Source organism: Chryseobacterium wanjuense (genome assembly GCF_900111495.1).
Classification (GTDB): Bacteria; Bacteroidota; Bacteroidia; order Flavobacteriales; family Weeksellaceae; genus Chryseobacterium; species Chryseobacterium wanjuense.
Map to the genome: position 1 here is coordinate 933343 of NZ_FOIU01000001.1, position 21898 is coordinate 955240.

Consider the following 21898-nt stretch of genomic DNA (forward strand, 5'->3'; position numbering starts at 1 on the left):
CCATGTTAAGACGAATTTTAGCTGTGATAGCCGGAATCATTGTAGGTTCCATCGGCATTTGGCTTATAGAAAGAGTGGGGCATTCTTTGTACCCGCTTCCAGCAGGCTTGAAACCCACTGATATGGAAGGTTTCAAAACATACGTGGAAAATTTACCTTTTATGGGAAAATTTATAGTCATTCTGGGCTATGCTTTGGGCGCTCTTCTTTCGGGATTTGTGGCGACAAAAGTGGCGAATAACAACAAACCTACCGCAGCTATTATTTGTGGAATCATCTTTATGTTTTTTACGATCTACAATATGGTTGTTTTGCCGACTCCGGCCTGGTTCTGGGTTCTTGGAATTGCAGTTTGGGGATTGGTTTTAGCAGGATATAAATTAGCATTAAATACAAATAAAGCATGAAATTAGGCGCATTTTCAGTGAGTTTAAGCGTAAAAGATCTTCAGAAATCAAAAGATTTTTACGAAAAATTAGGGTTCAGCTGTATGGCCGGAGCGATGGAACATAATTATCTGATCATGAAAAACGGTGAACATATTATCGGTCTTTTTCAGGCGATGTTCGACGGAAATATGCTGACTTTCAATCCGGGATGGGATCAGAATGCACAAAACCTCGAAACTTTTGATGATGTACGTGTTATCCAGAAACACCTGAAAGAACAGGGCATAGAAGTACAAAAAGAAACGGACGAAACATCTTCCGGTCCGGCACACATCTATTTGAAAGATCCGGATGGAAATATGATTTTAATCGATCAGCATAGATAAAACTGTTTTAACCGTAAAATAAGCAAAAGCTCATTTTTAAACAAGATAAGTTCTCAAAAGAATAAAATCAAAGATTTTTAAAAACTAATGTGTTCTTATTGGCAGGTTAATAATGAACTTAAAATAATTAATAGGCTAATTTTTTGTTTCTTTTGTGGTGAAAATAAAAGCTAATAGATTTAATTTAAAAAAAACATTCATATGAAAATTTTAAAGTGGACAATCATTGTCTTGGCTTCAATTTTAATATTTTGGCTGGTGACTGCATTTTTTATCTCGGGAGATTGTAAATATGAGAAATCTATTACAATCAATGCTCCGGTTGAAAAAGTATGGCAGAATACCAATACCTTGAAAGCAATGGATCAATGGAGTCCATGGAATGACATCGATCCCAATATGAAAAAAGACTGGACGGGAACCACCGGACAACCGGGTGAAAAAGTTTGCTGGAAAAGCCAGAAAAAAGAAGCTGGAGAAGGCTGTCAGGAAGTGAAAAAAGTAGACAATGCCCAAAAAAGAATTGATACGGAAATCGTTTTTCTTACCCCATACAAAAGTGAAGCAAATGCTTATGTAACGGTAGTTCCGGAAGGAAACGGAAGTAAAGCAACATGGGGATTCACTTCTACGATTCCCTATCCTTTTACGGTCATGAAATTATTCATGAATTTGGAAGAAGCAATCGGAAAAGATTATCAGGAAGGCCTTACAAGGCTTAAAAACCTATCCGAGAAGCAATAAACCTTAAACTCAGAGCACAAAACCCGGAACTCGGAACTCAAAACCCTGAACTCAAAACAATTAAAACTAACATATAAAAAGAACACATTATGGCATCAGTAAATGTTTATTTAACATTCAATGGAAATTGCAGAGAAGCATTTGATTTTTACAAATCTGTTTTCGGAGGAGAATATCCTTACATCGGAACTTTCGGGGAAATGCCTCCAATGGAAGGGCAGGAGACCAAAGAAGAGGACAAAAACAAAATCATGCACGTTTCTCTTCCGATTTCTAAGGAAACTGTTCTAATGGGAAGTGATGCAGGTTGCGACTGGACTTCTCAATTCAAAGCGGGAAATAACTTCTCAATTTCTATCAATGCAGAATCTAAGGAAGAAGCAGAGAAATTATTCGCTGGACTTTCTGCAGGAGGAATGGTAACAATGCCAATGGCAGACACTTTCTGGGGAGCATATTTCGGAATGTTTACAGATAAATTCGGCATCAACTGGATGGTAAACTACGATGATCCTGCAAAAATGCAGCAACATCCTTAATCTCTATTCAGAGCGTATGAAATAAACCGGCAGCAGATTCTGTCGGTTTTTTGTTTTATAATCATTTTTGCATTTCAAAAATTTTTAAATTTGAAAGGATAAAGGTTTAAAGTTCAAGGTTTAAAGTTTTAAGTTTAGTGTTTTGAGTTCAGGGTTTAATGTTTATTTTAAAATTAAGCCTTTGCTGAGTGTTAAAGCCTTTGCGAACGAAGAATATTCACAATCCATTTAAAAAATCCTTATGTCCTTTGCGTTTAAAAAAAAATAAAGATGAAATTCACAATCGAGCAAATCAAAACGGAACATCAGAAAGTGAAAAGTGGTGCCGATTTTCCAAGATATATTCAGGCACTCAAAGATTTAGGTGTTTCATACTATACGTCTTATATTTCAGATAATAATATCGATTATTTTGATTCTCAAAACCAGCTAACAGCGACTACCAGAGGAAAAGATGAAGCCGTTAGAAGCGTTTCCGGGATAGTAAATTTAGATCAATTTAAATCAAGGTTAAAGCTTCATCAGCAAGGAGGAACAGATTATGCAACCTTCTGCCACGACTGTGCTGAAAACGGAATAGAAGGCTGGAATATGGATTTAAATAAAATGACGTGTTCTTATTTTGACAAAACAGGAAATGAAGTCTTGATAGAACAGGTACCGACATTATAAATTATTTTAATAGAAAGATAAATTTCCATAGAAAATTTTTTTTGCTTATTATTGATAATTGGAATCACTTTTTAAAATGTGATAGATTTTAATAATAAATTTAAAAATATGAGAATGGTAAGGTCATTTTTAGCTGTAATGATTTTTGGGTTGGCTGTAACGGCAACTTACGCTCAGAAGAGTGATTTGGGAGCATGGTATATGTATTTCGGGAATAATAAGATCAGTAAAAAGCTCAACTTTCACAATGAAATCCAATACCGGAATTTTGATGCAGGTGGTGATCTGGAGCAGCTTTTAATTCGTACGGGAATCGGATATGACTTAACGGAAAATAATAACAATATTTTGCTGGGCTATGGTTTTATTTTAAGCAAACCTTATATAAACGGTGAAAAAACTGAAAATATAGAACACAGGATTTTCCAGCAGTATATTACAAAACAGAAGTTCGGACGTTTCAATATTCAACATCGTTACAGGTTGGAAGAGCGTTTTTTACAGGATGATTTCAGAATGAGGTTTCGTTATCTTTTAGGTTTCAATATCCCGATCAATAACAAGGAAATGCTTCCAAAAACCTTTTACGGATCTGTTTATAATGAAATTTTTCTTCATTTTGACAGCCCTGTTTTCGACAGAAACCGTGTCTATGGAGCTTTGGGATATGTGATCAACAAAAATATGAGGATTGAAGCAGGATATATGAACCAGATTCAGGAAAATAAAAACCGCGGACAGATCCAGATTGGTTTTTATAACAATATTTCTTTCACAAAAAATGATTAAAAATGAATGGTAAACGATCATTAATTGTCTGTTTAAACTTTATTTTTAAATAAAACTCAAATAATTAAAAAATAAAACTCATGCACTCAGGGAAAAAATTTGGAGCAGGTGAATTCATTTTCTGGACAAGAAGAAGTATCTATGGTTTATTGGTTTTATCGGCAATCCCTACGATTCTATATTATTGCGGATGGACGTTTTTGTCATTTCCGTGGCAGCCGATCGCCATCATGGGAACTGCGGTAGCTTTTATTGTTGGTTTTAAAAACAATGCAAGCTATGGCCGTCTTTGGGAAGCAAGACAAATTTATGGAGGAATCATCAACGACAGCCGTAGTTTTGGCTATATGTTGCGGGATTCTTTAAAAAATCCGGATGAGGTAAAGGATATGTTTCTTCGTCATTATGCCTGGTTGACGGCACTTCGTTTTCAGCTTCGCGAGCCGAGAGCCTGGGAAAATATGACCACCGCTCAATTTGATGAATATTCAAAAAAATATGAAATTCCGGAAAGACTTTCAAAGTTGGAAGATGAACTGAAAAAATATCTTTCGGGAGACGAACTTCAATATATTTTAACTAAAAAAAATAGGGCAACGCAGCTCATGGCCGTTCAGAGCAAGGTCTTGTCAGAGGCCTATGCAAAAGGAGAAATTAAGGATTGCCAATGGATGCAGGTCAATCAGCAGTTGGTGAAATTCACTGATAATCAGGGAAAAGCGGAGCGTATTAAAAACTTTCCTTATCCAAGAAATTTTTCCTCGATTACAACTTACCTTTTGTTGCTGTTCATTGCTTTCGTGCCTTTCGGATTATTGAAAGAGTTTGACAAACTAGGCGACGGAACCATGGTAGAAGGCTTCACATTGTGGTTCAATATTCCGTTTTCCTTATTGGTAACCTGGTGTTTCCATACATTAGACTCGGTCGGGGAAGCTTCTGTCAATCCGTTTGAAGGCAGTCCGAATGACGTTCCGATCACGCAGATAAGCAGAACAATTGAAATTGATATGAGAGATATGCTGGACGAAACCAATCTTCCACCGGTTATCACAGCGAAAAATAATATTGTTCTTTAAAAAGAAGGGAAAAAAGATTTGCTAAATCAGCAAAATCTGCGAAAGAATAAAAATTAACATCAAAAAAATATAAATAAATGATTCACAACTATGTCATAATATCAATCGCGGTGTTATTGTCTGTGATGATATTGGTAATGATAGGACAAAAACTGAGAGTTGCTTATCCGATTTTCCTGGTAATTGCAGGGCTTCTGATAAGTCTAATTCCTGGAATGCCACATATTGAAATAGAACCGGATTTGGTATTCCTGATTTTCCTTCCGCCGATCTTATTTGAAGCGGCGTGGTTTACCTCATGGCAGGATTTTCATAAATGGAGAAAACAGATCTTTTCGATGGCTTTCGGATTGGTGTTCCTTACCTCAATGGTCGTAGCTTACCTTTCATCATCGATTATTCCGGGACTTACGGTCGCGATGGGATTTTTATTGGGAGGAGTAAATTCTCCGCCGGATGCGGTTGCCGCTACTTCAGTATTAAAACACATGAAAATTCCGAAAAAGATCACAACAATTTTGGAAGGTGAAAGTTTGATCAACGATGCATCGAGTTTAATTGTATTTAAATTTGCCTTAGCCGCAGTGATTTCCGGGCAATTTATTTTCGGGGAAGCCGTGAAAGATTTCTTTTCAATGGCGATCGGAGGAATTGCGGTGGGAGTCGGATCCGGACTTCTTTTCGGAACATTACTGAAAATTATTCCGTCAAATTCTAATATTGATACCATTATTACATTAATAGTTCCTTATGTGATGTACGTTGCAGCAGAACATTTTCACTTTTCTGGGGTATTGTCAGTGGTTACGGGAGGTTTGTTGATGTCTTACAATTCACACTGTTACCTGAGCCATACTTCAAGGATCCAATCGGGAAATGTCTGGAGTGTCCTGATCTTCCTGATGAATACGATTATTTTCATCCTCATCGGCCTGGAATTACCTGTTGTAGTGGCAGCCATGAAAGATTACACCATTACGGAAGGGATTTTTTACAGCATTGTGATTGGCGGAGCCATTATTTTCACAAGAATTCTGTACAGTTATGCCCTGATGTATTTCCCAAGATTTTGTTCAAAAGAGATACGGCTTAAAACCCCGAAACCGGATTGGCGGGAGCCGTTCATCATCAGTTTTGCGGCGATGAGGGGAGTGGTGTCTTTGGCAGCAGCATTGTCGATTCCTGCATTTCTCCCGAATGGTGAAGCGTTTCCGCATAGAAATATCATTTTATTCGTAACTTTCGTTATTATATTGATAACTTTAGTCGGACAAGGACTGTTATTAACCCCAATTTTAAAATTATTAAAAATAGACGATGCCGGAAGCGAACTTCCCGAAGAAAAACAGGAGGTGATCTTAATGAGAAAGCTGAAGGAAACGGCTTTACAGAAATTAGACTCGGATTTTTCGGAGCTGGCACAAAGAAACAGTCTTGTACAGCACCAGAAACACAAGCTGGAAAATGAGATGATGATGATGGCGGATAAAGCCCAATGTATGGCTTCTACAGGAGATTATGTAACGGCGATGAGTGAAAATAAAGACGTAATGCGGCAGGTCATCCAGGCGCAGCGAAACGAACTTCACCGCCTAAAGCGTGAGAAGATTTTTGATGATCATGTGATGAGAACCATCGAAATGCAGCTTGATTTTGATGAAGCAAAGATTACGGGATTCTCGCATGGATAGTGAAATGTTCAGCTTGTCATTGAGAACGGAGTGAAGAATCTACTGAAGTGAAATTGTGATTAAATTATAAGCTTCAATAATTTTAATTAAAAAAAACATCAAATATGAGCAACCCAATTATCGTTGAATACAAAGTAAATGCACCCATCGAACGGGTTTGGAAGGCATTAACCGACAAAACCGAAATGAGATCCTGGTATTTTGATATTCCGGATTTTGAATTGGAAACCGGAAAAGTTTTTAATTTTTATGAGCCTGGAGACGAAAAAAAATATCATCATCAGGCGGAAGTTGTTGAAATTATTCCTGAACAGAAATTAAAGCACACCTGGACATATCCTGAGTTTTCAAATGAAAAAACAATGGTAACCTGGGAACTTCAGCCGCAAGGAAACGAAACATTGGTCAAATTAACTCATGATGGTATTGATAATTTCAGTGATCTGGGTGAAAATTTTTCACAAAATGCATTTACGGAAGGCTGGAACGGAATTATTGGGCAAAGCTTGAAGCCGTATTTGGAAAATAAATCTTAATGGTTTAAAACAAATAATATTTCAATTAAAAATAAATAAATAATGACCAAATTCACGTCCCTCCGTCCGGTTTTATGGACAGAAAGATTGGATGAAACCATTGGATTTTACACCCAGTTTCTCGGTTTTATTTTACAGGAAAAAAATGACGACTGGCAATGGGCATCACTTGAAAAAGACGGTGTACAGATCATGCTTTCCAAACCGAATGAAATTGAAAATTTTAACGGAATTGGCTTTACAGGTTCATTTTATTTTAATGTAAATAATGTCGACGAGCTCTGGGAAGATTTGAAAACAAAGGCGAAAATCTGCTACGAAATCGAGACTTTTGACTGGGAAATGAGGGAGTTTGCGATCTATGACAACAACGGTTATATATTACAATTTGGTCAACATATTAACGAAATTAGCAAAGCGGAATAAAATTTGCTAATTTTGGGGAAATATTTAGAAATTCAATGAAAAAAAATATTATAGCAGGTTTTGCAGCAGTTTTGTTGTTGGCTTCTTGTAAAAATGATAAGAAGGTTCTCGATTCTTTAGCAGACTATAATAACTCAATGGAGCAGAAAGGGTATCATTTTGGAGATAAACTGGCACTGCCAAAAGAAGTTACAGATGATGCAGCAAGCATTACAATCAGTTTTGGAGATAAAGAAACTTCAAATTTAACGATTGATCCTAAATTCTTTACACTGGGAGACAATGCCGTAACTTTTAATGTCAAAACAAAAGGTGGCGAAACGCTTACTCAGGACGCAACCATCAATGTTTTTGCAAAAAATCCTGAAAAAAATATTGCTTATCAAGTCGTAGCCGAATATCCGCATGATCCGAAGAATTTCGTGCAGGGTTTCCAGATTGAAGGGAATACCATCTACGAAAGTGATGGACAGAACGGTTCTTCACAGATTTTAAAATATACATTGGGAACCACAACCCCGTTAGCTTCTACCAAACAGGCTCAGGAAGATTTTTCTGAAGGAAGCACAATTGTCGGGGATAAAGTTTATCAATTGACCTGGCAAAGTAAAAAAGGTTACATTTATGATAAAAATTCATTAAAATTATTAAAAGAATTCCCATATCCGAATGTACTGGGTGAAGGTTGGGGCTTAACCTACGACGGTAAAGACCTGATCGCATCCGACGGAAGCAAATTATTATATTTCCTTGATCCGAACAATCCTTCAAAATTGGTGAAATATATTGCTGTTGCAGGAAGTTCTCAGGCTTACGATCAACTGAACGAGCTTGAATATCACAACGGATTTATCTACGCAAACGTTTGGCAAAAACCGATTATCTTAAAAATAGATCCTGCAAATGGAGAAGTTGTCGGCACATTTGATTTCACAGATATTGCAAAACAAAATACAAAAGGAAGTGACGATGTACTCAACGGAATTGCTTTCAAAGGAGATAATATGCTGGTGACGGGGAAAAACTGGTCGAAGATTTATGAAGTTGCGATCAAATAATTAAAATGCATCACAATTTCTATTGAAAATAAAATAAAATGGTAAATTGGTAGCGTTCCTTTTGGGAGCGCTATCTTTAGTAATTTAAGTAAAAATTTGAGAATATTACACATTATATTTATACTGATTTTCTGTTCGTTATCTGCACAGAAACTCCTTCCTTTAGATACTTTAAAGCTTAAAGGAACGGTAGATATGCTTGCCGACGATTATGGAAATCTGTACCTCTATACCAATAAAAATTTCAGTTTTACGAAGTATGATTCTTTAGGGAAACAGATCGGGAAAATGATGCTTACGGTTCCGTATAAAGTTCAGAGCGTGCAAAATCCTTTGAGCGTTCCTTTATTTTCTGAAAATGCCCAGGAACTAAAATTCGTAGATCAAAATCTGAACGAAATTCAGCGTGTGGATTTTAAGCAGAAATTTGGATTTATTAAAATGGCGTATGCCGAAGATCTTCAGCAGTTATGGTTGTTGGACGACAGTACAAAACGTCTGATTCAATACAACTTCAGGAACGAGACGACCATTAATTCTTATCCTTTTGATGCAAGTTTTGACGATCTGATGGATCTTTTGGTGTATGAAAATAAGGTGTATATTTTAACAAGAACTTACATCAGGGTGTATTCATTAAAATTTGAAAAAATCTTTGAAGCCCCGATTGATAAAGGAAAACGTTTCAGAAGAGAAAATGAATTTATTTTGGTAATTACCAACAATTCGATTTTAAAATACGTTCCTGAAAAAGAAATGGTGAAAATTTTTGATGATCCCGATGCACAAATTGTGGATAAAAACACCCTTTCTTATTTTGAAATCAAAGCCAACAACGTTTATCTTTACAACCTCGAAACAAGTAAAGAAACTCAACCTAAAACAGATCCGCAGCCGGAACAAAAAACTACCGAAAAAGAAGTAGAAAAAGTAGAAGAGAAAACTGCAGAACCGGATAGCCCGGAAGGAAAGCTGGAAAAAAAGACGAAGGAAATAGAAAATGATAATCCGGCCAAAAGCTCTCTGCAAAATCTGATTGAAGATGCTTCGGAAGTGCAGTCTGCAGGGGTTCAGTGAAAAATCAAAAACATACCAAGGGAAAAATATGCACATTGCGGTTACAGGAAATATTGGGGCAGGAAAAACTACATTAACGACGATGCTGGCCAAGCATTACGGATGGGATGCTCAGTTTGAAGATGTAGATCACAATCCTTATCTGGAGGACTTTTATGCGGATATGAGCAAATGGAGTTTTGCTTTACAGATTTATTTTCTGGGAAGCAGATTCCGACAGGTAAAAGAGATCAGAGAAAGCGGAAAAAGTATTATCCAGGATCGTACGATCTACGAAGACGCTCATATTTTTGCGGAAAACCTGAATGATATGGGTCTGCTTTCGGACAGGGATTTTAATAATTATGCATCTGTGTTTAGTTTGATGAAATCTTTCGTTTCTGCGCCGGATTTATTGATTTATCTTAAATCTGATGTTCCTAATCTGGTTAAAAAGATTTACAAAAGAGGCCGTGAATATGAAGCGTCCATCAGTATTGAATATCTTTCAAAATTGAATCAGAAATATGAAAAGTGGATTTCCGATTATACCGAAGGGAAACTGCTGATTATTGAAGTTGATGATCTGGATTTCGTTGAAAAGCCTGAGGATTTTGGATTCATTTTAGAAAAAATAGAAGCGGAACTGAATGGTTTGTTTTAACAAAGATTTAGTATAAATTAAGGTTTTCATAACTTGATTTCTTTCTAACTTTGTTTAGGACGAGTTTTAATTTTTAAATACAATTAAAAATGTTAGTTAAAGTTTTACATAACGGAAATTGTTCCAAGTCGAATGCGGTTTTGGAATATCTGGACGAGAATGGAGTACCATTTGAGATCATTAATATGGTGGAAGATCCGTTGAGTATCCTGGAAATTAAAACTGTTTTAAAAAAACTGAATCAAAGTGTTTTTCACATCATCAGAAAAACAGAAAAATTATATCTTGAAAATTTTGCGAGTAAAAATTTATCCGAAGAAGAATGGATAAAGATCTTATCTGAAAACCCTTCACTCATCCAAAGACCTATTCTTATTAAAGGTTCTGTGGCGATGTTGGGAAGACCGATAGAGAATGTCAAGTATTTTATCGAAAAATAATAAGCATTAAAAATCTAAACTAAAAAGTCAGCGGTAAAGCTGACTTTTTGTTTTTTTACAATAGAATAACTCCTTCTATTTTTGCTACTTCTTTATAAATATTTACCACCTGATTGGCATCCAAAACAAATGCATTGATATTGCAGGCCGTATATTTTCCGTTTTTGCTTTCGCGGTTTCCCAATGTAAATTTGATACCGTCGAAAACCCTGTAAATTTCCGTAAGTTTCGACTGATCCGTCGGAATGATAAATTTGAATAAATAATCTTCCGGAAAATCGTGGTGATCTTCCAGTTTCTCCCTCAAAGAATTGTAGAAATCTTCGGGGCTCGCGTGTTGATTTCCTTGTAATATATCCATCTACAAATTTTAAAAATATATATAAATATAACGAAAATTTTTCTATTTTCCAAGTGGTCCCAGAAGAGCCTTGGAGTTTTGCTGTTCGTAATCTTCGATAATATTAAACATTCCGTTTACCAGTTGTTCTGAGGCGAGTTGGCTCAAACCACCTGCATTTACGCTAGTCTTATTTCCACCTAACAAACTTCCCAGTAGATTGCTTCCTGACAAAGCGGTGTTGATGCTTTTTACGATCCCGTATTTATTCAGCTGTTCATCTACTTTCGGAGCAATTGCCGCGATAAGCTGTTGGGAAGTTTTTTCTTTCAGAATAAGGGTTGCCGTTCCTTTTTCACCCTGGATGATTCTTGTTACGTCCTGTGCGTTCAAAGTATTCACCGCATTCACTAAAATCGGTTTTGAAATATTGACTGTATACACAGCGGCGTCTGCAATATATTCTCTTTCTTTTGCCACCAAAGACGGAGCTACTTTTTCCAACATAGAGTTGATGTCTCTAAGCTGCTTCGGAAGGGCTTTGTCAACCATATTATTTTGAAGGAATGCCTGTTTATTGCTGTAAATATTCACTCCTTTATCAATCCCATTCAAAAGAAATTTTTTGATAATTGATAAACCCAGGTCTGTTGTCGCCAGTGTAGTGCAAGATTGCATTGTCGTATTGATAACAGCTCCTGTCCCGATAAGTAAGGCTGCAGCGATGATGTATTTTTTCATTGATATATATTAAACGATTATAGTTTCCAAATAACGAACCAAATTTAACCACAATATTCATTTTAACAAAATATTAAAAGTTATTGGGCTTTATTGGGTGATTTTATTAGTAAAATGTTAGGAAAAGCTATTTCATTTTTTTATTTAAAATATGGTTAACATTAATGAAGAATTGTTAAATTTTTATTTTCATTAATTTTTTTCTTATTAAGTGGTGTTTTTGTAGAATTTTTAAGAAATATTAACTATATTACATATAATTTTATAATTTTGGCTAATGTCTTTTTTTGAGATAAAGAAAGTATTTCAAAAGCTGGTATACAAAAGGGGTTACAGCCAACCTCAAATAAGTGATTGTACGAATAAAATTAAACTATATGAAACAAAGTGATTTAAAGTATTCATGTCTCATTGCTGTTTTATACTTCGGTATGAACGTCAATGCGCAGGTTACTCCAAAAGATTCTACGACTAAGGAGCAGAAGATTGAAGAGGTGGTTCTTATTGGATATGGAACGCAGAAGAAGGAGAATGTGACGGGGAGTATTGGTGTTGTTTCAGCAAAAGACCTTGCAGATAAGCCAAACGCAAACCCAATAAGCTCAATTCAAGGGAAATTATCCGGTGTGCAAATTTTAAATTCAGGATCGCCGGGAGGATCTCCCAGGATTGATATTAGGGGAATTAGTTCCATGAGTGGTAAACCTGTATTTATTGTAGACGGTACGATTACAGATGATATATCGTTTTTAGGACCTCAGGATATCGAGTCCATGAGTGTTTTAAAGGATCCTTCGAGTTTAGCAATTTATGGAGCGAGAGCAGCGAATGGTGCTGTAATCATTAAAACAAAAACTGGAAGAGGGAAGAAGCCTGTTTTTAATTTTAATTCTTATTTAGGATTTAAAACAGTAACAAACATTCCTAAAATGGCTAACAGCGACCAGTACATCGAACTATATAATGAAAAGCTGATCAATGATACGGGTTCCAGTAATGGATCTATATCAAGAGCTCAATTTCCTGCTGATACAGACTGGTTTAAAGAGATTTTTAGAACCAGTGTGATTAATTCTAATGATTTTTCAGCTTCAGGAAGTTTAGGAAAGCTTAATTATTATGGAAGTATCGGGTATTTACAAGATCAAGGTAATTTAGCAGCAGGAAGAGGAATTAACTCTGGAAGCGAATTTAACAGATTAAATACTAAGTTAAATTTAAGCTATAAAATTACAGATAACATTACAATTGGTGACAACTTTACATTCTCCAAAATGCGTACGGATTTAGCTCAAAATCCTTTGCTGGATGCTTACAATTCGCCACCAATTTTCCCAGTAATGAATCCAAATACTGGAAATTATCAATACTTTACCGGATATTCAATACCGAATTCCAGAGCAAAATTAGATTTATATAGATCTCAAATAAGACAAGAAAGATTATTAAATAATGTTTGGGGAGAATATAAATTCTTAAATGACTTTACTTTAAGAGTAAGTTATACTACCGATAACACCAATAGTAATCAATACGAGTTTACACCAACATTTACATATGTTCCTGTTGACCAGCAGAAAGCATCTGTATTAATTACAAGAGATTCCAGAAATAGAAATTATGTTTGGGATAATACTTTAACTTGGAAAAAAGCTTTTGGCGGTCATAATATTGAATTATTAGCGGGCTTTTCGAGAACAAGAAACTCATTCACACCAATTTACGGATCTGCATTAAATGTTAATTACGACGGTACAAATGGTTCATTACAGATTGCTAATGGAACAGATGGTTTCTATGTTTCGAATTACGATGTTATAAGAGGAAATTTACCTGATGAATATAGAATAGAATCGTTTTTCGGAAGACTTAATTATGATTATAAAGGAAAATATTTAATTAATGCATCTCTTCGTAGAGACGGAACTTCCAAATATTCTTCTGATGATAGATACCATTTCTTTCCTGCTGTAAGCGCAGGTTGGGTTATTTCAAAAGAAAGCTTCATGAGCGAGCAGAATATCTTTAATCTTTTGAAATTGAGAGGAAGCTGGGGTAGATTAGGAAATCCTGATGTTCAAAGGGCTTATACACTTAATACTTCAATAATTAATGCTGGAGCATATTTCGGAAATAATGGAAATCCTGCACAAACAATTGATACTATTATCGATCCATCTATTGGTTGGGAGATTTCAACAGGTAGAGACATCGGACTTGAAATGGCTTTTTTAAATAATAAGTTAAAAGTTGAAGCGACTTATTTTGATAAGGATACTAAGGATGTTGTATATGGTGTTGTACAAGGAACGGTATCTGGAGCAAGCAACTGGAACAATTATATTACAAATGCTTATTCTTTCAATAACCGCGGATTTGAAGCTTCTGTAAATTATGATGCAAAAATCAGCGAAAACGTAAGACTTGGAGTGTATGGAAATATTACTACTTTGAAAAATGAAATTACTTCAGTTTTCAGTGGTTCCTATTTAGAAACAGGAGCTAGTTTATTTGGTAACTCTATTATCAGATTACAAGAAGGACAGGCTGTAGGTTCTTATTATGGGTATCAGGTTGCAGGTGTATTCCAAACAGATGCTGAAGCGGCAGCATCAGGTCAAAATGGAGGTCTTGCAAAAGCAGGTTGGTTCAAATTTGCAGATTTAGATGGAAACGGGATTATTGATGCAAGAGATAAAACGTTTCTAGGAAGCCCTGTTCCTAAAGGAACTTACGGATTTGGTGTGAATATGAATGTTTATGATTTTGATTTTGCTATAGATTTCCAGGGCGTATTTGGTAATAAAATTTATAACTATAATAGAGAACAACGTTTCGGAAACGAGAACTGGGATTTGGATTTCTATAACAATAGATGGCATGGCGCGGGTACTTCTAATAGTTACTCGATGACAACAAACAATCAATCTGTCATCTTACCAAGCAGTTTCTATGTAGAAGATGGAAGCTACTTCAGAATTAGAAATATTCAGGTTGGATATACCTTGCCAAAAGTGTTTAGCAAATCTCTTTCTATCACAAGATTGAGATTATATGTAAGTGCTCAAAACCCTTGGACTAGTTTTAAATATCACGGATTCTCACCAGAAATCCTAAATACTGACAGGGTACAAATGGGAATAGATAATAATATTTATCCTATTTCAGCAATCTACACTTTTGGTATGAACTTAACATTTTAATTAGAAGATCTCATGAAAAAAATATTTTTATCAATAGCTTTACTATCAGTAATAGTAAGTTGTAACGATTACTTAGATATACAACAAGAAGGGAGAACAGAGGCTTCATCATTCTTTAAAACGCAGGATGATGCATTGCAGGCAACAAGTGCTATATATAGTTTCCTTAGAAGCTGGGAAAACTCGGCTTTTCCATACCAGTTTGTTTTTGGTGTTCCGGCAGATGATGTTATCAAAGGATCTAATCCAGGCGATGCATCTTTTATCAATGCCTATGATAATTTTAGCTATACAGTAAGTGACGAAGGAGTAAGAGGATACTGGATCGGACAATGGCAGGCTGTGAACAGATGTAATCAGGTGATTACGAATGTTCCGAATATAGATATGGATAGTACGCTAAGAGGTAGACTTGTTGCAGAAGCTAAAATGCTGAGAGCTTATTTCTATTTCAATTTAGTAAGGATTTATGGTGGAGTTCCAATCTTCGATGGTATTCAGCAAAATTATAATATTCCTAGAAATTCAGTAGAAGAAGTTTATAATTTTATCATCGCCGATCTTACCAGTGCTGCAGAGGTACTTCCTCAGACGTATGGAGCAGCAGATTTAGGAAGAGTGACGAAAGGGGCAGCTTTAGGATTATTGTCTAAAGTATATCTTTATAAAAAAGACTGGCAAAAAGCTTATGATACTTCAAATCAGGTAATTGCAATGGGATATGCCTTAGATCCGGATTTCAATCATTTATTCAGACCAGCTGGAGAATTCGGATCAGAATCTGTTTTTGAAGTAAATTGCCAATGTTCTGCTCAATACGGAGGTAGTCAATATGCCGAAGTTCAAGGTGTTAGAAATCAGTTTGGATGGGGCTTTTTCACACCTTCTCAAGCATTAGAAAATGCATTTGAACCTGGAGATATTCGTAAAGAATATACAATTCTTAGAAATGGTGAAGTAACACCGGAAGGTGATCTTATAGCTATGCAGGATCCAAATTCTGTTACGACATTTAATCAAAAGATTTATGTTCCTACGTCATTGAATAATAGTGCTTGTGGTTACGGATCTATCCAAAATATCAGAATTTTAAGATTTGCAGAAATTCTTTTAATTAATGCTGAAGCAGCTAATGAGTTAGGAAATACAGGAACAGCTGTAACAAATCTTAATAAAGTTAGAACCAGAGCTCAATTGCCGAATACAACGGCTTCTACCCAAGGAGCTTTACGTACAGCAATCTGGCATGAGCGTAGAGTAGAATTGGCTTTAGAAGGTGATCGTTTTGTAGATCTTGTAAGAACAGGACAGGCGGCTACGGTTTTAGCTTCTTACGGATTTAAAGCTAATAAAAATGAAGTTTTCCCGATTCCTTTGGATGCAATGAACCAAAGTAACGGAACTTATACCCAGAACCCTGGCTATTAAAATTAATCAATAAAAAACTTTAGAGGAGAATGAAAGTTCTCCTCTTCTTTTAGGGATGAATTTTAAAATATTTAAATTATGAAAAGGATTGTACTATCAATTGCTGCAGCATCATTACTCGCAGCTTCCTGCAAAAATTCTCAGACTGTTAAGCCTTCAGACTCACAGGTTCAGGTGGTAAAAAATGATATTACCGACCAGCAGCTTATGGACAGAGTCCAGAAAGATGCCTTGAAATACTTCTGGGACTATGCAGAGCCCCATTCGATGTTGGGAAGAGAGCGTTATCATGAGGATAATATTTATCCGGATAATGACAAGCATGTCGTGACGACAGGAGGTTCAGGTTTTGGTCTGGCTACGATTTTAGTCGGGGTAGAAAGAGGATTTGTTCCTAGAAAAGAAGCGGTGAAACGATTGACCACGATGATGGATTTTCTGGCAAAAGCCGATCGCCACAAAGGAGCCTGGTCGCACTGGATTAATGGAGAAACAGGAAAAACTGTTCCTTTCGGGAAAAAAGATAATGGTGGAGATTTAGTTGAAACCGCATTCCTTACTTCGGGGATTTTAATGGTTCGTGAATATTTCAAAAACGGAAACGCCGAAGAAAAAGCACTTGCCCAAAAATGCGACGAACTTTGGAAAGGAATTCAGTGGAATTGGTATACAAAAGGAGGTCAAAAAGTACTGTATTGGCACTGGTCACCGGAATATCAGTGGGAAATGAACTTTCCGCTGGAAGGCTATAATGAATGTTTAATCACCTATATTTTAGCTGCATCATCACCAACTTATCCAATCGATGCCGAAACTTATTACAAAGGCTGGACACGAAACGGAACTTATCTATCCGACAAAGAAAAATACGGACTTCCAATGTATGTAAAGCACAACGGAGCCGAAGAATATGGCGGACCGTTGTTCTGGGCACACTATTCATATATCGGTTTGGATCCAACAAATTTGTCGGATAAATTAATAAAAAATTATTTTGATTTAAATAAAAATCAAGTCCTGATCGACTACAAATACTGTGTCGAAAATCCGAAACAATGGAAAGGATACGGACCAAATTATTGGGGATTGACGGCAAGCTACTCAAGAAACGAGGACGGAAGTGTAGGCTACAACGCACATTTTCCGCAAAATGATCACGGTATCATCACTCCGACTGCGGCGTTGAGCAGTTTCCCGTATTCACCAAAGGAATCTATGGATTTTCTGAGGTTTATTTATACTCAAAAACCTGAATTTATTGGTTCTGCAGGGCCTTACGACGCCACTTCGATCAATTATAATAACTGGACAACACCAAGATATTTAGCCATTGATCAGGGAACCATTGCCCCAATGATTGAAAATTACAGAACAGGATTTTTATGGAAATTATTCATGAATGCTCCTGAAATTCAGCAAGGATTAAAGAAATTAAGCTTTAAATCTGAAAAATATAATATTAAATAATTTTAAGAGTTAAAACAAAGCCTTGTCAAGGTTTTAAACCTTGACAAGGCTCATAAATGAAAACCAAAACCAAAAAACTTTATCCAACCTAAATATTAAAAATGAAATTAAAACTAAACCATTTACCACTATTACTTCTGCCGTTTTCATTGAGTGTACATGCTCAGGAAATCAAAGCAGAATTAAACAAAGAAGTCAAAAAACAGGAAAAAATTTCCTATGTCCTGGATTATCCGCAGAAAGTGAAAGGAAACGTTCCATTGATCGTGTTTCTTCACGGCTCGGGCGAAAGAGGAAGTGACCTTGAAATGGTAAAAGCGCACAGCCCGTTCACGTACAAGAACCTGATCAAGGAGCCTGTGGCGATTTTAGCTCCTCAATGTCCGGAAAATATGTGGTGGGATACGGTAACGGTTTATCATTTAATAAAAGAAATTCAGAAAAAATATAAGATTGATGCATCCAGAATTTACCTTACGGGACTCTCAATGGGAGGTTGGGGAACCTGGAAATTGGCGATGGAACATCCGGAATTATTTGCCGCTGTGGCTCCGGTTTGCGCTCCTGCAGACAGGGTGATGGAAGCGAATGTTGATCAGTATAAAAACTTACCGATTAAAATTTTTCATGGAGGAAATGACGATATCGTTTCACCTATCAATTCAATCAACATGTATCAGGCGGTTAAAAAAATTAACCCAACTGTGACATTAACTATTTTTCCTGATGACAACCACAATTCCTGGGACTCTACCTATTCAGACCCAAAACTGTATGAATGGATGCTGTCTCAAAAAAAAGAAAAATAATTTATTTAATCTAATAATGTCCGGAATTTTAAAAAGTTGTTATCAATTGCTGAGTGAAACGCCCTCGCGAACAAAAAATATCAGCAATAATTGTTATAAAACTTAGCGGACTTTACGTTAAAAACCTGACACTATTAAAAAATAAGTAAAGTGTAAAAAAGCTTTGCACTTTACCAAAAAAAATTAAAACAAAAAAATAGAACTATAATTAAAGAAGATAGATTTATGAAAAAGTTAATTGTAATCGCGACTTTAGCGCTTTCGCCCGTGTTTTCTGCACAGGAAATGGTAACGAAACCTGTTCAGTCTTATCAGACGGCTCAGTATCAGGCGAAAAAGAAAGCTTTCGTAGACAATCTTTTGTCGAAAATGACATTAGACGAAAAAATTGGGCAGCTGAATTTGCCAAGTTCGGGAGATTTCACGACCGGATTAGCCCAAAGTTCGGATATCGGAAAAAAAATTGAAAAAGGTTTAGTCGGAGGATTATTCAATATAAAAGGGGCAGATAAAATCAAAGCCGTTCAAAAAGTTGCCGTTGAAAAAAGCCGTCTGAAAATTCCTTTGATTTTCGGGATGGATGTGATCCACGGTTATGAAACGACTTTCCCGATTCCATTAGGGTTGGCTGCTTCTTGGGACATGAATTTGGTTCAGCAGTCGGCAAGAATTGCAGCAAAAGAAGCTTCTTCAGACGGAATCAACTGGACATTCTCTCCAATGGTCGATATCTCCCGCGAACCAAGATGGGGAAGGGTTTCCGAAGGTTCGGGTGAAGATCCGTATTTAGGAAGTGAAGTGGCAAAAAACATGGTGTACGGTTATCAGGGGAAAGATTTATCTGTTGGAAACACAATCTTAGCCTGTGTAAAGCATTTTGCATTGTATGGAGCTGGTGAAGCGGGTAGAGATTACAATACGGTTGACATGAGCCATGTGAGAATGTTCAACGAATATTTTCCACCTTACAAGGCAGCTGTAGATGCAGGGGTAGCTTCTGTAATGGCTTCTTTCAATGAGGTTGACGGAGTTCCTGCAACCGGAAACAGATGGCTTCAGACTGAAGTTTTAAGAAACAGATGGAACTTCAAAGGTTTTGTAGTGACAGATTACACCGGTATCAATGAAATGGTAGACCACGGAATGGGAGATCTTCAGCAGGTTTCGGCTTTGGCTTTAAAAGCGGGAATCGATATGGATATGGTAGGTGAAGGATTTTTAACGACTCTTAAAAAATCTTTAGACGAAGGAAAAGTTTCTCAGGCTGATATTGACATGGCGGCGAGAAGAATCCTTGAAGCGAAATATGATTTAGGACTATTTACCGATCCTTACAAATACGGAGATGCAAAATTGGCAGCAAAAGAAGTTTTCAACATGGAAAACAGAAATATTGCGAGAAGCGTTGCGGCTCAGTCAATGGTTTTGATGAAAAACGATAATCAGGTTCTTCCTTTGAAAAAATCAGGAACTGTTGCCGTGATCGGGCCATTGGTAAACAATTCATTAAATATGCCGGGAACATGGAGTGTGGCAGCTCAGCATGATAAAGCGGTTAATTTAATGCAGGGTCTTCAGGCAAATTACGGAAAAGATGTAAAATTCATCTCTGCTAAAGGTGCCAACATCGATTATGATGCAAAATTAGAAGATATTTACGCAGCTCACGGAAAGAAAACCGACAGAGACAACCGTTCAAAAGAAGCTTTATTGAAAGAAGCGGTAGACGTTGCCAATAAAGCAGACGTTATTGTTCTGGCGATCGGAGAATCGGCAGAAATGAGTGGTGAATCGTCTTCAAGAACTGAAATCACGATTCCTCAGTCTCAGGTTGATTTGTTAAATGAATTAAAAAAGACAGGAAAGCCAATCGCAATGGTGCTTTTCACAGGTCGTCCGTTAGCTTTAACGAATGTAAAAGATACTCCTGATGCCATTCTTAACGCTTGGTTCGCAGGTTCTGAAGCTGGAAATGCCATCGCTGACGTTCTTTTCGGAAAAGTAAATCCTTCAGGAAAACTTCCGATGACGTTCCCGAGAAGCTTAGGACAGGTTCCTATTTATTATAATGCTAAAAATACAGGTCGCCCGTTAGATCAAAAATTAGTTGACAAGTGTGAATACCAAAGATTCCGTTCCAACTATATGGATGAGTGTAACACGCCGTTGTATCCGTTTGGATTTGGGTTGAGTTATTCTAAATTCAATTATTCTGATATTACAATTTCCAATGCCAATCCGAAAGGAAATCAGACAATCCAGGCTTCTGTTACGGTGACAAACTCCGGAAACTATGATGGAGCTGAGGTTGTTCAGTTATACATCAGAGATATGGTGGGAAGCATCACAAGACCGGTAAAAGAATTGAAAGGTTTCCAAAAAATTATGTTGAAGAAAGGAGAATCTAAAAAAGTGACCTTCGACATCACTCCAGAAAATCTGAAGTTCTACAACGGAGATCTGAAATACGATTGGGAGCCGGGAGAATTCGACATTATGATCGGTACCAATTCTGAAGAGGTGAAACACTCAAAAATCAATTGGTCAAAATAAATCTTATATAAAGTCATTTACTTGTTAAATGGCTTTTTTATTTGGGGAAAAATTTCTCATCCCTACTTGGTATTGTTTTTGCTATGTTTAAAACTTAAAAAAATATAAATAATGAAAAAAACAATTTTATTCGGAGCCATCCTAATTGGCTCTTTAGCATCTGCTCAAATGAGGATGGGTGGTGGTACAGATTCTTTCGGTTGCCCTTCTGATGGTGGATATAGCTATTCTGTAATATTGAATGATTGTATACAAATTTTTAACCAGAAAATTATAATGAAGCAGGTCGGTGCACCCCAAGGGCAGCCAATATCTAAGACTTGCGTCATCTTTAGTAAGAATAAGAAGCAAGCGGAAACCTTTCTTCCTGGTCAAAAACAAAGTATCATTCTTAGAAAAATGGGTAATTATTGGACAAATGGAATCTATCAATTAATTCCTACTGCTAACGGCGGTTATGCGCTTAAGCAAGATGGGGATGTAATTTTCCAGTCAAATATTTAAAATATAAAATCACTCTTTCGAGTGATTTTTTTTATTTCAGGAATTTTTTCACGCTTTTTCCATTAAGATTCTAATTTCGACGAAGGAGAAACCTACTTCCGTTATTTTAAATTAAAAGTAAATCCATTTGACCTTGGAAACTGTAGCGTTAAGAAAATGAATTCTGTAAATGTTAAGGAAATTCTAGTGTTTGAAGCGCGACACAAATTTTGAGATGAAAACAAATTTTTGAATTCGCAAGTTTAGAATTTTTAAAGAACAGAAATCATTTTTAGCAAAAGGCTCCGGTCTTGAACTTTTGGTGCTTTTGTTTCAAGACAAAAGCACGTGCAGATTTTCATCTCTCACCGAAAAACCGTATTTTTGCATATCAAAAAGTAAAAG

General features: G+C 36.4%; 22 protein-coding genes. 20 read left to right on the top strand and 2 right to left on the bottom strand.

Features of this window, described 5'->3' with window-relative positions:
• Positions 1-2 precede the first annotated feature (2 nt).
• The 14 genes from BMX24_RS04215 (at position 3) to BMX24_RS04280 (ending at position 10469) form a co-directional block, all read left to right on the top strand.
• Positions 3-407, top strand: a complete 405-nt coding sequence (locus tag BMX24_RS04215) for a hypothetical protein (protein WP_089790811.1) — start codon at positions 3-5, stop codon at positions 405-407.
• Positions 404-775, top strand: coding sequence for a VOC family protein (locus tag BMX24_RS04220; protein ID WP_089790812.1), 372 nt, complete (start codon positions 404-406; stop codon positions 773-775). Before BMX24_RS04215 ends, BMX24_RS04220 begins: the two co-directional genes overlap by 4 nt.
• A gap of 201 nt (positions 776-976) precedes the next feature.
• Positions 977-1519, top strand: a complete 543-nt coding sequence (locus BMX24_RS04225) for an SRPBCC family protein (protein ID WP_089790813.1) — start codon at positions 977-979, stop codon at positions 1517-1519.
• Positions 1520-1608: 89 nt separating this feature from the next.
• On the top strand, positions 1609-2058 hold the full coding sequence (locus tag BMX24_RS04230; protein WP_089790814.1) for a VOC family protein: 450 nt from the start codon (positions 1609-1611) through the stop codon (positions 2056-2058).
• A 270-nt stretch (positions 2059-2328) separates the two neighbouring features.
• The gene (locus BMX24_RS04235; protein ID WP_089790815.1) at positions 2329-2730 is read left to right on the top strand and encodes a DUF1398 domain-containing protein; all 402 of its coding nucleotides are present in this window, start codon (positions 2329-2331) and stop codon (positions 2728-2730) included.
• A 108-nt stretch (positions 2731-2838) separates the two neighbouring features.
• Entirely contained in the window at positions 2839-3519 is a 681-nt protein-coding gene (locus BMX24_RS04240; protein WP_089790816.1) for a DUF2490 domain-containing protein, read from the top strand.
• Between the two features lie 80 nt (positions 3520-3599).
• On the top strand, positions 3600-4598 hold the full coding sequence (locus BMX24_RS04245; protein WP_089790817.1) for a bestrophin family protein: 999 nt from the start codon (positions 3600-3602) through the stop codon (positions 4596-4598).
• A gap of 77 nt (positions 4599-4675) precedes the next feature.
• Complete coding sequence (locus tag BMX24_RS04250) at positions 4676-6289, top strand: Na+/H+ antiporter (RefSeq protein ID WP_089790818.1); 1614 nt, start codon at positions 4676-4678, stop codon at positions 6287-6289.
• Between the two features lie 104 nt (positions 6290-6393).
• Positions 6394-6825 carry an SRPBCC family protein gene (locus tag BMX24_RS04255; protein WP_089790819.1) on the top strand — a complete coding sequence of 144 codons (432 nt, stop codon included), beginning with the start codon at positions 6394-6396 and terminating at the stop codon, positions 6823-6825.
• Between the two features lie 42 nt (positions 6826-6867).
• On the top strand, positions 6868-7251 hold the full coding sequence (locus tag BMX24_RS04260) for a VOC family protein (RefSeq protein WP_170835653.1): 384 nt from the start codon (positions 6868-6870) through the stop codon (positions 7249-7251).
• A gap of 35 nt (positions 7252-7286) precedes the next feature.
• Positions 7287-8309 carry a glutaminyl-peptide cyclotransferase gene (locus BMX24_RS04265; protein ID WP_089790821.1) on the top strand — a complete coding sequence of 341 codons (1023 nt, stop codon included), beginning with the start codon at positions 7287-7289 and terminating at the stop codon, positions 8307-8309.
• A 96-nt stretch (positions 8310-8405) separates the two neighbouring features.
• Positions 8406-9386, top strand: coding sequence for a hypothetical protein (locus BMX24_RS04270; RefSeq protein WP_089790822.1), 981 nt, complete (start codon positions 8406-8408; stop codon positions 9384-9386).
• A 28-nt stretch (positions 9387-9414) separates the two neighbouring features.
• Positions 9415-10029: a deoxynucleoside kinase gene (locus tag BMX24_RS04275; RefSeq protein WP_089790823.1), complete on the top strand. Its 615-nt coding sequence runs from the start codon at positions 9415-9417 to the stop codon at positions 10027-10029.
• A gap of 89 nt (positions 10030-10118) precedes the next feature.
• The gene (locus tag BMX24_RS04280) at positions 10119-10469 is read left to right on the top strand and encodes an ArsC/Spx/MgsR family protein (RefSeq protein WP_089790824.1); all 351 of its coding nucleotides are present in this window, start codon (positions 10119-10121) and stop codon (positions 10467-10469) included.
• A gap of 55 nt (positions 10470-10524) precedes the next feature.
• Here the strand turns inward: BMX24_RS04280 and BMX24_RS04285 are convergent, their stop codons facing one another.
• Positions 10525-10830: a DUF493 family protein gene (locus BMX24_RS04285; RefSeq protein WP_089756627.1), complete on the bottom strand. Its 306-nt coding sequence runs from the start codon at positions 10828-10830 to the stop codon at positions 10525-10527.
• A gap of 42 nt (positions 10831-10872) precedes the next feature.
• Positions 10873-11550 carry a DUF4197 family protein gene (locus BMX24_RS04290; RefSeq protein WP_089790825.1) on the bottom strand — a complete coding sequence of 226 codons (678 nt, stop codon included), beginning with the start codon at positions 11548-11550 and terminating at the stop codon, positions 10873-10875.
• Between the two features lie 377 nt (positions 11551-11927).
• Between BMX24_RS04290 and BMX24_RS04295 the strand changes: the two genes are divergently transcribed.
• From BMX24_RS04295 to BMX24_RS04320, 6 genes are all read left to right on the top strand, one after another.
• The gene (locus BMX24_RS04295) at positions 11928-14753 is read left to right on the top strand and encodes a SusC/RagA family TonB-linked outer membrane protein (protein ID WP_089790826.1); all 2826 of its coding nucleotides are present in this window, start codon (positions 11928-11930) and stop codon (positions 14751-14753) included.
• A 12-nt stretch (positions 14754-14765) separates the two neighbouring features.
• On the top strand, positions 14766-16181 hold the full coding sequence (locus BMX24_RS04300) for a RagB/SusD family nutrient uptake outer membrane protein (protein ID WP_089790827.1): 1416 nt from the start codon (positions 14766-14768) through the stop codon (positions 16179-16181).
• Between the two features lie 78 nt (positions 16182-16259).
• Complete coding sequence (locus BMX24_RS04305) at positions 16260-17648, top strand: glucoamylase family protein (RefSeq protein WP_089790828.1); 1389 nt, start codon at positions 16260-16262, stop codon at positions 17646-17648.
• Positions 17649-17749: 101 nt separating this feature from the next.
• A complete protein-coding gene (locus tag BMX24_RS04310) occupies positions 17750-18457 on the top strand; it encodes a carboxylesterase family protein (protein ID WP_089790829.1) in 708 nt (235 codons plus the stop codon).
• A gap of 225 nt (positions 18458-18682) precedes the next feature.
• The gene (gene bglX / locus BMX24_RS04315; protein ID WP_089790830.1) at positions 18683-21010 is read left to right on the top strand and encodes a beta-glucosidase BglX; all 2328 of its coding nucleotides are present in this window, start codon (positions 18683-18685) and stop codon (positions 21008-21010) included.
• A 111-nt stretch (positions 21011-21121) separates the two neighbouring features.
• On the top strand, positions 21122-21514 hold the full coding sequence (locus tag BMX24_RS04320; RefSeq protein WP_089790831.1) for a hypothetical protein: 393 nt from the start codon (positions 21122-21124) through the stop codon (positions 21512-21514).
• Positions 21515-21898: the final 384 nt, after the last annotated feature.